8 protein-coding genes are annotated in these 12670 nt (G+C 68.8%); 6 read left to right on the forward strand and 2 right to left on the reverse strand.

Annotation, left to right across the window (positions count from 1 at the left end; all coding sequences use genetic code 11):
* From AC1D2E_RS09315 to AC1D2E_RS09325, 3 genes are all read left to right on the forward strand, one after another.
* Positions 1-1616 (forward strand): hypothetical protein (locus AC1D2E_RS09315; RefSeq protein ID WP_478197143.1); only part of this gene is annotated, 1616 nt, incomplete at its 5' end.
* 104 nt (positions 1617-1720) lie between these two features.
* Positions 1721-5413 (forward strand): PAS domain-containing hybrid sensor histidine kinase/response regulator, encoded by a 3693-nt coding sequence (locus AC1D2E_RS09320; RefSeq protein ID WP_478197144.1) that lies wholly within the window; start codon positions 1721-1723, stop codon positions 5411-5413.
* 159 nt (positions 5414-5572) lie between these two features.
* A complete protein-coding gene (locus AC1D2E_RS09325; protein WP_478197145.1) occupies positions 5573-6994 on the forward strand; it encodes an FAD-binding oxidoreductase in 1422 nt (473 codons plus the stop codon).
* A gap of 99 nt (positions 6995-7093) precedes the next feature.
* Here AC1D2E_RS09325 and AC1D2E_RS09330 read toward each other — a convergent pair whose 3' ends face one another.
* Together AC1D2E_RS09330 and AC1D2E_RS09335 are read right to left on the reverse strand one after the other, a co-directional pair.
* Positions 7094-8056 carry a hypothetical protein gene (locus AC1D2E_RS09330; protein WP_478197146.1) on the reverse strand — a complete coding sequence of 321 codons (963 nt, stop codon included), beginning with the start codon at positions 8054-8056 and terminating at the stop codon, positions 7094-7096.
* Between the two features lie 2 nt (positions 8057-8058).
* Positions 8059-9549 carry a tetratricopeptide repeat protein gene (locus AC1D2E_RS09335; RefSeq protein WP_478197147.1) on the reverse strand — a complete coding sequence of 497 codons (1491 nt, stop codon included), beginning with the start codon at positions 9547-9549 and terminating at the stop codon, positions 8059-8061.
* 173 nt (positions 9550-9722) lie between these two features.
* On the opposite strand from AC1D2E_RS09335, the gene AC1D2E_RS09340 reads away from it, so the two are divergent.
* The 3 genes from AC1D2E_RS09340 to AC1D2E_RS09350 all read left to right on the forward strand — a co-directional run bounded on the left by AC1D2E_RS09340 (position 9723) and on the right by AC1D2E_RS09350 (position 12644).
* A complete protein-coding gene (locus AC1D2E_RS09340) occupies positions 9723-10448 on the forward strand; it encodes a response regulator (RefSeq protein ID WP_478197148.1) in 726 nt (241 codons plus the stop codon).
* Positions 10449-10649: 201 nt separating this feature from the next.
* The gene (locus AC1D2E_RS09345) at positions 10650-10826 is read left to right on the forward strand and encodes a hypothetical protein (protein WP_478197149.1); all 177 of its coding nucleotides are present in this window, start codon (positions 10650-10652) and stop codon (positions 10824-10826) included.
* A 42-nt stretch (positions 10827-10868) separates the two neighbouring features.
* A complete protein-coding gene (locus AC1D2E_RS09350) occupies positions 10869-12644 on the forward strand; it encodes a tannase/feruloyl esterase family alpha/beta hydrolase (RefSeq protein ID WP_478197150.1) in 1776 nt (591 codons plus the stop codon).
* Positions 12645-12670: the final 26 nt, after the last annotated feature.

A 12670-nucleotide genomic window follows, 5' to 3' on the forward strand; every position in this document is an offset into this window, starting at 1 on the left:
TCCGTGTCAAGAGCGAGACGGCACCCTTTCAGCCCGTGCCCATGCAGGCTGCCGACGGCACGGTGCCGCTCTATCGGAACCTCGGCGCCCTCGCCTTCCCGATCAGCACCCGGGACCCCAAGGCGCAGGCCTACTTCAACCAGGGATTGCGCCTGTCCTTTGCCTTCAACCACGCCGAGGCGCAACGTGCGTTCCAGGCCGCGCAGAAGCTCGATCCCGATTGCGCCATGTGCTTCTGGGGCGAGGCGCTGGTGCTGGGACCGAACATCAACGTCCCGATGATGCCGGAGGCCAACGCGCCGGCGCTGGCCGCGCTTGCCAGGGCATCGGCGCTCAAGGGGAAAGCGAACGAGAAGGAGCGGATGCTGATCGGCGCACTCGAGAAGCGCTATGCCGCCGATGCCAAACCCGACCGCAGCGGATTGGACGGTGCCTATGCCGACGCCATGAAGACCGTGGCGGCGGCATTTCCGGCCGACGACACGCTTCAAGCGCTGTACGCCGAGGCCGCCATGGACACGCAGCCCTGGGACTACTGGCAAGCCGGAGGCGCCCAGCCGAAGGGACGCGGCGCAGACATCGTCGGCACCCTCGAGACCGTGCTGAAGCGCAACCCCACACACCCCGGCGCCATCCACCTGTACATCCATGCGGTGGAGGCGTCCACGCGGCCGGAGCGCGCGCTGCCCTATGCGAAGCGGCTGGGTGCGCTGGTGCCCGGCGCCGGCCACCTGGTGCACATGCCCGCGCACATCTACTACCGCGTGGGCATGTACCGCGAGTCGCTGGACGCCAACCTGCGCGCGATCCAGGTCGACGAGAACTACTTCAAGACGTCCCCATCGGATCCGCTGTACAAGGCCGCCTACTACCCGCACAACATTCACTTCGTGATGGTGTCCGCACAGATGGGGGGCGACGCGAAGACGGCCATCGATGCGGCCTCGAAGCTGGATGCATCGGTGCCGGGCGAGCTGGTGAAGCTGTTTCCGATCCTGCAGCCGATCAAGGCGGCGCACTACACGACCCGTGCGCAGTTCAGCGACGCCGACACGATCCTCAAGCTTGCGGCGCCGTCCGAGGAAGTGGTGCTGGTATCGACCATGTACCACTACGCGCGCGCCGTTGCTTTCGCGGAACGCAAGGACAAGGCAGGCGCGCGACAGGAAATCGACGCCATCGCCGCGATCGAGCGCGGGGCCGACTTCAAGCCTTTCGAGCCCTGGGGGCTGCCGGCCAAGGAGATCGTGCGCACCGCGGGCCTGGTCGCCACCGGGCGCCTGGCCGACGCCACGGGGGACCTGGAGGGTGCGGCCAAGGCCTACACCGAGGCCATCGCCATCGAGGACGCGCTCACCTACACGGAGCCCCCTTACTGGTACTACCCGGTGCGGCAATCGCTGGGCTCGGTGCTGCTGCGCCAGGGCAAGCTCGACGAAGCGGAACAGGCGTTCAGGGGTTCACTCGTGCGCGTCCGAAACAACGGTTGGGCCCTTGCGGGGCTGGCCGAAGTCGAGCGCAGGAAGGGTGACGCCCGAGCGGCGCGGGCCGCCAGCGAGGCTTACCGTCGCGCCTGGTTCGGCCCCAAGGACGGGCCCGATCTGGCGCGGCTGTGAGCTGCCGGCACTTGCCGCGTCGGCGTGTATTCGGCATGTATCCGCGCGGTATCGCCAAGGCAATGACCCAACGCACGAGGGCGCGGCGGCCTAGACTGCGGGTCATGGCTGTCACGGAACGCCGTCTTCGCTCGACCGACACCCCGGCGTGGACCGACGCTGCCGAAGCGATGTATCGCGCCGCACAGGCCGTGGCCGGCGCCAGCGGCCCCGGCACCATGGCCGCACTGGTGCAGGAACTGGCGCAGATCCTGCGCGTGGCGACCGTGTTCGTGGCGGTGTTCACTGACGGCTCACGCAGCATGCTGCGCACGCTGGCAGCGGTGCTCGATGGCCAGGCGCTGAGCAACTTCGACTACCCGCTGCAGGGTTCGCCATGCGAGAAGGTGGTCGGCCGTGCATACCGCTTCGTCGCCAGCGGCGTCGCGGCCGAGTTGAGCCCCGGCACCGTGTTCGCGGAAACAGGCTTCGATTCGTACGCCGCCTTTCCGCTCAATGACGCCGACGGCAAGCCGCTCGGACTGCTGGTGGCGATGGACCGCAAGCCGATGGCCAACGCCGCCCTGGCCGAGGCGCTGCTGAAGATATTCGCCAGCCGCATCATCGCCGAGATCGAGCGCAGCAGTGCCGACGAGGCGCTGCGCGCGGCGGCCCTGGCCGTGTCCGCGGCCAGCGGCGAGTCGGTGTTCGTCGAGTTGGCACGCTACCTGGCGACGATCCTGCAGGTCGAGATGGCGTTCATCTCGCGCCACCGGCCCGATGACGGCGATACCCTGCACATGCTGGCGATCGTCAGCGACGGCGAGGTCCGGCGCGGCCATCGCTACCCGGTCAAGGGCACGCCTTGCGAGCATGTGCTCGGCCAGCAGTTCCGCGCCTACCCGTCGAAACTGGGCGAGCTGTTCGAGTTGGACGAGGACGTTCGGCTGCTCGGTGCCGAGAGCTATGCCGGCTTTCCGCTGAACGATGCGCAAGGCCAGCCGCTGGGCACCATCGGCGTCGTCTCGCGCCACCCGCTGGCGAACGTCGAGCGGATCGAGTCGATGCTGCGCATCTTCGCCGGACGCGCCGCGGCCGAGATCGAACAGCTGGGAGCGCGCGAGGCGCTGCAGCGTTCGGAGGCCAGCTACCGGGCCATCTTCGAGGCGTCGGAGGATTCGATCTTCATCCACGACTGGGACAGCGGCGTGATCCTCGACGCCAACCCCAAGGCCTGCGAAGTCTATGGCTACAGCCGCGACGAGCTCTGCCGATTGTCGCTGACCGACATCTCTTCGGGCGAAGCCCCCTACACCGCTGAACAGGGGCTGAAGCACATGCAATTGGCCAAGCTGGGGCGCTGCCCGCCGTTCGAGTGGCAGCGGCGCAACCGCGCAGGCGAGCTTCGCTGGGACGAAGTCCGGCTCAAACCGGCGATGATCGACGGGCGCCATCACATCGTGGCTTTCACGCGCGACATCACCGAGCGCAAGGCGGCGTTGGCGGCGCTGCAGGCACAGGAGCAGAAGTACCGGGCCATCTTCGACGGCAGCGTCGACTCGATGGTGCTGTGGAGCGAGGATCTGCGCACCGTCGATGTCAACCAGGCCTTCGTGCGCATGACCGGCATGACACGCGAGCAGGTGGTCGGCAGGCACTGGACGGAACGCCCGGATGCCCAGGACATGCAGCGCCTGATCGGCTTCATCGAGGCGGCGCTGCAAGGCCATGAGACACAGGCCGTCGAACCGGTGTCGCGCGCCGACGGCACCACTTTCCACATCGAACTGCGTTATATCCCGGTGCGCTTGGCCGACAGGCCCTACGTGCTGGGCGTCGGCCGCGACGTCAGCGAGCGGCTCGCGAGCGAACGTGCGCTGCGCGCCAGCGAGGCCCAGTACCGCGGCATCTTCAACGCCTCGGCCGACGCGCTGGTGCTGCGCGCAGCCAACTTCAGCATCGTCGATGCCAACGCGACCTACGAGCGCATGAGCGGCTATAGCCTGGCCGAGGTGCTGGGGGTGGACCGGGTGCTGGCCAACCCGCCCGAGATCATGGCCACGATCCGTCGCCTGCACGAGCAGGCCCTGGCCGGCGAGCCGGTTCGACTCGAAACCGAGCTCGTGCGGCGCGACGGCGAACGCTACGACCTCGAATTGCGCGGCGTCCCGATCCTGCACCACGGCGAAGCGCACGTGCTGTACATCGGCCGCGACATGACGCAGAGCAAGCGCGCCGAGCGCGCCCTGCGCAACAGCGAGGAGCAGTACCGGGCGATCTTCAACGCCTCCGCCGACGGTCTGGTGGTGCGCGACGCCCACTACCGCGCGGTCGACGTGAATCCGGCCTACCTGCGCATGAGCGGCTTCACGCGCGAGGAGGTGCTGAGCGCGACCCGGGTGCTGACGCAGCCCGATGCGGCGCTCCAGCAGCGGCATCGGGCCCAGCACGCCGAGATCCTGGCCGGCCGGCCGGTGCGCTTCGAGGCGCCGGGCGTGCGCAAGGACGGCAGCCCCTTCTACCTCGAGGTCAGCGGCATGCCGGTGACCTACCGCGGCGAGCCGCACGTGCTGTATGCGGCGCGCGACATCACCGAGCGAAAGGCCGCCGAGGACGAGCGCGGGCGGCTCGAGGCGCAGCTGCGGCAGGCACAGAAGATGGAGGCCATCGGCCAGCTCACCGGCGGCATCGCGCATGACTTCAACAACATCCTGACCAGCGTCATCGGCTACCTGGTGCTGGGCCAGGAGCGCGCCGAACGCCTGGGCGACCCGAAGCTCCAGCGCCAGCTGAGCCAGGCGCACATCGCGGCACAACGGGCACGCGAGCTGATCGCGCAGATGCTGGCCTTTGCACGGCGCCAGCGAGGCCAGCGGCGAACCCTGGCATTGGGCCCGCTGGTCGGCCAGACTCTGCAGTTGCTGCGCGCCACGCTGCCGTCTTCGGTATCGCTGGACTTCGCTGCGCCTGCCTCGGCCGGCGGCGACGACATGAACGTGACCGTCGACGCCGTGCATCTCGAACAGGTGCTCTTCAACCTGTGCATCAATGCCCGTGACGCCATCGCCGGCTCGGGCTGGATCCGCGTGCGTCTGGGCCGCAATGGCGGCGGCGGCACCTGCGCGTCGTGCCGCGCCCAGGTCGAGGCCGGCCGCTGGGTCGAGCTGAGCGTGGCCGACAGCGGAAGCGGCATCGCACCGGACCTGATCGAACGCATCTTCGAGCCCTTCACCTCCAGCAAGGAGGTCGGCCGTGGCTCGGGCATGGGCCTGGCGATGGTGCACGGCATCGTGCATGACCACGGCGGCCACGTGCTGGTGGAGACTTCGCCGGACACCGGCTCGGTGTTCCGGGTGCTGCTGCCACCGGCCAGCGGCGCCGCGGCCGACGCGCCCGATGGGCCGGCCGTCGCGACAGCGGCCGGCGAAGCGCTCTGCGCGCGCGTGATGGTCGTCGACGACGAGGCCATGGTAGGCGACTTCATGGCCGAGTTGCTGTCCGGCTGGGGCATCGAGGTGGTGCTGCAGCGCAGCCCGCTGCAGGCACTGGCATGGCTGGAGGACAAGGGCCAGGCGCTCGACCTGCTGATCACCGACCAGACCATGCCGCAACTCGACGGCCTGCAGCTGGCGCGGCGCGCGGCCTCGCTGCGCCCGGGCCTGCCGGTCCTGCTGTACACCGGCAACGCCGACGGCGTCGACGAGGCCGAAGCGAAGCGCCACGGCGTTTGCGGCGTGCTGCGCAAGCCGATCGACAACGAGTCCCTGCACGCGCTGATGAAGTCGTGCCTGCAGAGAGCGGGCGGCCCCGGCCGCTGAGCCGGCGCCGGCGGATACCGGCGCGATACAAAGGCGAAGGGTCGCGACACGCGGGCAATACCAAGGCCTCGCAGACTTCGTTTCTCGCCGCCAGCGTGACCGGACGCTGCGCGGCGCACCCATCCCCCATCCGGCCGCACCTTCGAGGAGAACAGTTCCATGGTTGACTTTCACACCACCCAAGGCGGCAAGGTCGGCATCGCCGACGAGCCCATCGCGGCGCTGCGCGCGGCGCTGCGCGGCAGCCTTCTCATGCCGGCCGACGACGGCTACGACGTGTCGCGCACGCTGTGGAACAGCATGGTCGACCGCCGGCCGGCGGCGATCGTGCGGGCCGCCGGCGCAGCCGACGTGATCCAGGCCGTGAATTTCGCGCGAGCGCACCAGCTGCTGCTGGCGGTGAAGGGCGGCGGCCACAACATCGCCGGCAAGGCGGCCTGCGACGGCGGCCTGATGATCGACCTGTCGGCGATGAAGTCGGTGCGTGTCGACCCGGCGGCCAAGCTGGCGCGCGTCGAGCCCGGGGCGCTGCTGTCCGACTTCGACCGCGAGACGCAGGCCTTCGGCCTGTCCACCCCCACCGGCATCAATTCGACCACCGGCATGGYCGGGCTCACGCTCGGCGGCGGCTTCGGTTGGCAAAGCCGCAAGCGCGGGCTCACCATCGACAACCTCAACGCCGTCGACGTGGTGCTCGCCTCCGGCGAGTTCGTGCAGGCCGACGCGACGAAGAACGCCGATCTGTTCTGGGCGGTGCGCGGCGGCGGCGGCAACTTCGGCGTCGTGACCTCCTTTGAGTACCGGCTGCATCCGCTCGGTCCCGAGGTGCTGGCCGGGCTGATCGTCTATCCGCTCGAACAGGCGAAGCAGGTGTTCGAAGGCTATCGAAACTTCACCGCCGCGGCGAGCGACGAGATGACCGCCTGGATGGTGCTGCGCAAGGCGCCGCCGCTGCCCTTCCTGCCGCAGGAGGTGCATGGCAAGGAGGTGGTGGTCATCGCCTTCTGCTGGGTCGGCGAGCTGGCTCGGGGAGAAGAGCTCGCCAGGCCGCTGCACAGCTTCGGCAAGCCGGCCGGCGCGCATGTCGGGCCCATGCCCTTCGCCGGCTGGCAGACTGCCTTCGACCCGCTGCTGCAGCCGGGCGCACGCAATTACTGGAAGTCGCACGACTTCAAGTCGCTCAACGCCGATGTCGAGCGCATCCTGTGCGAGGCCACCGCGGGTCTGCCGAGCGACGAGTGCGAGGCCTTCATTGGCCAGCTGGGCGGGCAGATCAACCGGACGGCGGTCGGCGACACGGCCTACCCGCATCGCGATGCCGAGTTCGTCGTCAACGTGCACACCCGCTGGCGCGACGCCGCGGACGACCGCAAGTGCATCGACTGGGCGCGCGCATTGTTCGATGCGCTGACGCCGCATGCCACCGGAGGCGTCTACGTGAACTTCATGCCCGAGGACGAGATGCAGCGCGTGGCGACCGGCGCCTATGGCCCCAACTATGCGCGGCTGGCCGCGCTGAAGGCCAAGTACGACCCGGCCAACCTGTTCAGCCAGAACCAGAACATCCGGCCGGGAGCCTGAGCGATCGGGGAGCGGGCGAGCGCCAACGCCCGCTCGTGTCCACAAGCGAAACGGGTGCCGGCGGGCCATCCCCGCCGGCACCCGTTTTTTGCGCGCCTGTCAGGCTGTCATCTGCATCTCGGCCTGCCGCGGCATGGCGTAGGCCAGCGGCGCCAGCGCGTTGTCGATGCGCGCGCGTTGCGCATCGTCGAGCATCGGGAACAACACCTTCTGGAAGCGCGGCGCCGTCACGCCCGAGACGATGTACTGCCAGCGGTAGGCCTTCAGCACCGTGTCGTGGATCTGCCCTTGCTGCGCATCGCTGAAGGGCGTGCCGGCGATGGCGCAGAAGTAGCGCGCGTCGGCCGCGGCCTGGGCCTGCAGGATGCCGTCGACCGCGCCGACCAGCGCGATCAGGTCGTCAACCCCGGCATCGCGTTCGGCGGCGCCGATCCTTGCGTTCTCGGCGACGAACTCGATCTCGTCGAGGATCGCGTGCTGCGACTCCTCGCGCCAGTGGAACAGGAAGACGTCCTTCCACAGTGCCGACGCGTTGTCGTCGGGTTCGATGCTGGCGCGGTAGTGCGCCAGCGTGAACAGCTCGATGTCCAGCGTCAGCGCCAGCACCGCCCAGGTGCGCTTGCCCAGCACGGCCCGCGCCACCGCATTCGGCTCGGCGGTCATGACATAGCCCGCAGGCATGTCGGCGGCCATCATCTCTTCCAGCCGGCGGAACAGCGCCTGGTGCTTGATCTCCTCGTCGGTCATGCGCACCAGGGCTTCCAGCGCCACCTGGTCGCCGAAGACGTGTTCCCGGCTCAGGTCCATGACCTTCGACGAGATGAAGCGTTCGACCAGCCCGAAGATGTTGGCATAGGTGCGGCCCTGCACCTGGCTCAGCAGCCGCTCGTCGGCCGGGCTCAGGGACCCGATCTCGTGGACCAGCGACAGGCCCCTGGGCAGGAAGGTCTTGCCGTAGTCGAACTGGCGGCCGCGAATCACGTCGCGCTCGATTTCCCAGCGCACGCGCTTGGACACCTCGATGACCTTGGCGTAGCGGTCGGTGGGGATGGATATGGACATGCTCATGCTCCTTTGCTGATTGCAGTGACAAGGCCGCGCCTTGCAGAAAGTCGGGCCATGGGCCCCCTTGCCGGTCCGGCGCCGGTCTGGCGCAGCGGGATCACGGCATGGGAGGTAGTCTGGGCAGCGCTGGTATCCGCCGTGCATCCGCGGATCGCGCCTTTGTCGCCGTCGTGTAGCGCCAGCGCAATGCGTTCGCGCAGGCGCTCGTTGTACGGACTCTGCGGCCGGCTGGCGATGCGCTCGCACAGCAGCTGCCGTGCCAGGGTCGGCTGGTGGCTGCGCAAGGCCGCTTCCAGCCAGGTCAGGTGCAGCAGGTCGCACTGCGCGCGGCTGCCGCCGCAGCCGCGCACCAGGCGCTGCTGCGCATCCAGCTGTTGCGCCGCGACCGCATAGCGTTCCTGACCGAAGGCGACGAAGGCCTCGCACACCGGCAGCGCGGCGTCGTACACAGCCGGTCGCAGATCCGGTGCCCGCAAGGCGAAGTCGCGCAGCGCATCGAGCAACCGGCGCGCACTGCCCCAGCGATTCGTGGCAACGAATGCAAGCATGGCGTGCACGTCGTTGAAGGGCCGCAAGCCGGCGCACCGGTGTCCCTCCCAAGCGTCTGCGATCCGCTGCCAGCGGTCGGCCGCGTCCAGGCCCCGCAAATGGAGGCGCCACAGCAGGGCCGAGGCATCGACCAGCGTGGAAGTGCCAGGTTTGCGGCCATGCATCAAGCGCTGATCGAGGATGCGCAGCACAGCGCCCAGGTCGCCCTGGTCGAGCCGGAACAGCGATTCGTGCCACCACAGATGCGTCGAGAAGGCAGTGCTGCCGGACCAGACGCCGCGCGTGCCTTCGAGCCAGGCCGCGCCGTCGGCGCTGCGTCCCTGCATTTCGAGCGCGTGCGCCACGGCGTGCACGGCGCCGCACTGGCGCGGCTCGAAGCGCAGCGCCTCGCGTCCGACCGCATCGGCCGAGACCGGGTCGGCCGCCTCGGCCAGCCCGAAGGCATACATCGCCAGCACATGGCCGTAGCCGGGTTCGTCGGGGTGCCAGTGCCGCAGCGCGGCGGCGATTCGCTCGCGCAGCAGGTCCGTGCGGCCCCATTGCAGGTCGCCGAACTGCGCCACGCGCAACGCCAGGGTGTCCTTCGGGTCACGCTCGGCGATCTCGCCGTACAGGCGCAACGAATGCTTCATGTCCTTGTCCAGCCAGGCCTGCGCGGCGGCGAGATGGGCACGTTCGCGCTCGCCGGCCCGGGCCAGATGCAGCCGCGCCGTTCGCAAGGTTTCGTCCAGTGCCGGCAGCGCGTCGTCGCGGCTGGCCATGACCAGGCCGGCCGCACGCAGGCAGTGCGCAGCGACGAAGTCGGGCCGGGCGCTCAGCACCCTCGCAACGACGGCCTGCGGGTCGCCCTGGCCGGCGTGCAGCAGGTCGAGCGCCTCGCGGCAGGCCTCGGCGGCGGCCGCGTCGTCGAATTCGGTGACGGTTTGCAATGCGCGTTGCATGGTGGGCTCCTCGTGAGGCCGACCACTTTGCGCGGCGCTGGTATCCGGCGTGCAACAAGCCGACGCGCTTGTGTAGCCGTTGGGTAGCGGCCGGCGAGGCGCTGTCGGCGCGGGCCCCGACCCTGGCCGGAAGCACTGTTGCAAACCCGAGTCGGCGGCGCAAAATCGCGGCCATGGACACGATCTCGCGACTGCTCATCGTGGACGACGATCCCTCGGTGCGCGCGATGTTGCGCGAGTACCTCGAAGACCACGCCTTCAGCGTGGCCGAGGCCGGCAGCGGCACGCAGATGCGCGAATGCATCGAGCGCGAACTGCCCGATGCMGTGCTGCTGGACATCCGCCTGCCCGGCGAGGATGGCCTGAGCCTGGCCAAGTACCTGCGGGAACGCTACGACGTGGGCATCATCATGGTCACTGCATCGGGCGACGTGATCGACCGCGTGGTCGGCCTGGAGATCGGGGCCGACGACTACATCGCCAAACCCTTCGACCCGCGCGAGTTGCTGGCGCGGGTGAAGAGCGTGCTGCGCCGGCTGCAGGCCAAACCGCCGGCGGAGGCTGCGGTGCCGGCCACGCTCAAGAGCGCTCGCCAGCGCTTCGGCCGCTGCGAGCTGGACATCGACGCCCGCCGCCTGTTCGAAGCCGATGGAGCGGAAGTGGCAATGACGGCCATGGAGTACGAGTTGCTTCAGGTGTTCCTGGCCAACCCGAACCGCGTGCTGTCGCGCGACCAGTTGCTGATGCACACGCGCCATCGCGAGTGGGAGCCCTTCGACCGTTCCATCGACATTCGCATCGGCCGCCTGCGCCGCAAGATCGAGCCCGAGCCCGCGGGCGAGCCGCGCTGCATCCGTACGGTGCGCAATGCCGGCTACATGTATGTGCCGCAGACATGATCATTCGACCCCGTCCGCATTGGCCGCGCATGCTGTTCGTCTGGCGCGGAAGATCCCGCTCAACTTCGTTCGCTTCTCGCTGATCGGGTTGACGCTGGCGATCGGACCGCTCGGACGCTTGACCGAGGTACTGGGCGGCTGCGAACGCAGCGCCGGCACTCCTGCGCGGTCATCGTTCACCGCACCATCTACCTGTACTGCGTGCTCCTGCCCTTCGGCCTGGTCGATTCGATCGGGCCGATGACACCGGTGCGAACGACCTCGCCCTGGACGCGACGTCGGCGACGATCGAATCCACGCTGCGCGATGCGCCGCCTCACGCGGGTTTGCACTGATTATTTAGTTCAATCTGGAAACTATATTGGTTATGTCGCATAACTTTATAAAGCGACTTCCGACTTCCTTCCAGAGGAGACAACCATGGTACGAATCGATTGGCCGGCGCTTGCGCCGACGGCTTTCCTGTTGAGCGCGTCCGCGCTTCTCTCCGGGTGCGGCGGTGGCGGCGGCAGCGGGTTCTTCCTGCCGACTCCTTCAGCGACAACGCCCGCCAGCCCGCCGGCCGCCGTCCCCGCCACGAGCAGCACCCAGGCGCAGCCCGGCAAGCTGGCGTCTTGCGAGGACCTCGCGTCGAAGGCCGCGTTCGGAGGCACCGTCTACAGCGCCGTCACGTCGGTCGCAGCCGGAGGCCTCACCGTGGCCACCGCAAGCACCCAGGTGCCCGCTCACTGCCTCGTCACAGGGAAGATGAACGAACGCACCGGCCCGGTGGACGGCCAGACCTACGCGATCGGATTCGAAGTGCGCCTGCCCGTCGAATGGAACGGCCGCTTCTTCTATCAAGCCAATGGCGGCCTCGATGGAAGCGTCGTGACAGCCACCGGCGGCATCGGGGGCGGTGCTCCGCAATCGACCGCCCTGCACATGGGCTTCGCCGTGATCAGCTCCGATGCCGGCCATCCGTCGCCCACGCCCAGTTTCGGCCTCGACCCGCAAGCGAGACTGGACTATGGCTACAACGCCGTCGCCCAGCTCACGCCGATGGCCAAGAACCTGATCGCCAAGGCCTATGGCCGCGGGCCCGATCGCTCGTACCTCGGCGGCTGTTCCAACGGCGGCCGGCATGCGATGGTCGCGGCCTCGCGCTTCGCCGATCAGTACGACGGGATCCTGGCCGGCGACCCTGGCTTCAATCTGCCGCAAGCGGCAGTGGCCCAGCTCTACGGCGTGCAGCAGTACGCCACGGTCACGACCGCCACCACGGCGGCCGGCAAACCCGACCTGCAGACCGCCTTCACCCAGGCCGAACTGAACCTCGTCGCCAAGGCGGTCGCGAGGCGATGCGATGCGCTCGACGGCCTGGCAGACGGCATCGTGGCCGACCTGCCCAGGTGCCGGACGGCCTTCAGCCTGGCTGCCGACGTGCCCTCCTGCTCGGGCACGCGCGACGGCACTTGCCTGACCGACACCCAGAAGACGGTGCTTGCCAAGGTCTTCGCCGGCGCCCGGGACAGCGCCGGGACGTCGATCTACAGCAGCTTCCCGTTCGATGCCGGCATCAACGGCGCGAACTGGCGCCAATGGAAGTTCGCGAACTCCCAGGCACTCGACACCGGCGCCGTGGGCTTCGTATTCAGCACCCTGCCCCTGGGTCCGAGCCGGCCCTCGGGCATCGACTTCGCTTTGGCATTCAGCATGGACGCCGACGCGCCGAGCATCTACGCGGCCAGCGGCATCTACACCGAGTCCGCCATGACCTTCATGACGCCGCCGAACCCGACCAGGCTGGCGACGCTGCGCGACCGGGGCAGCAAGCTGCTCGTCTACCACGGGACCAGCGACCCGGTGTTTTCTTCGGACGACACGGCGAACTGGTATGAGGGACTGCGCGCGAACAACGGCGGCGACGCTTCGAGCTTCGCGCGCTACTTCCCGGTCCCGGGCATGAACCATTGCTCCGGCGGCCCTGCCACCGACCAGTTCGACATGCTCACGCCGCTGGTCGCCTGGGTGGAGCAGGGCCAGGCGCCGGACACGATCAAGGCCACGGCGCGCGGCGCCGGTGCCAACGTGGTGAATACCGAAGTCCCTGCCACCTGGTCCGCCAGCCGCACCCGTCCGTTGTGCCCCTACCCCAAGGTGGCGACGTACACGGGCAGCAATCCGGAAGACGCAGTCAGCTTCAGCTGCAGATAGACGCCGCGGGCCGGCGGGCGCGCAGG

The sequence above is a fragment of the Variovorax sp. P1_H2 genome (assembly GCF_056405295.1).

Bases quoted from the DNA above. Each gene is read 5' to 3' on its own strand.
- AC1D2E_RS09320 (WP_478197144.1), top strand. From the start codon at position 1,721: ATGGCTGTCACGGAACGCCGTCTTCGCTCGACCGACACCCCGGCGTGG.
- AC1D2E_RS09330 (WP_478197146.1), bottom strand. From the start codon at position 8,056: ATGTCCATATCCATCCCCACCGACCGCTACGCCAAGGTCATCGAGGTG.
- AC1D2E_RS09335 (WP_478197147.1), bottom strand. From the start codon at position 9,549: ATGCAACGCGCATTGCAAACCGTCACCGAATTCGACGACGCGGCCGCC.
- AC1D2E_RS09350 (WP_478197150.1), top strand. From the start codon at position 10,869: ATGGTACGAATCGATTGGCCGGCGCTTGCGCCGACGGCTTTCCTGTTG.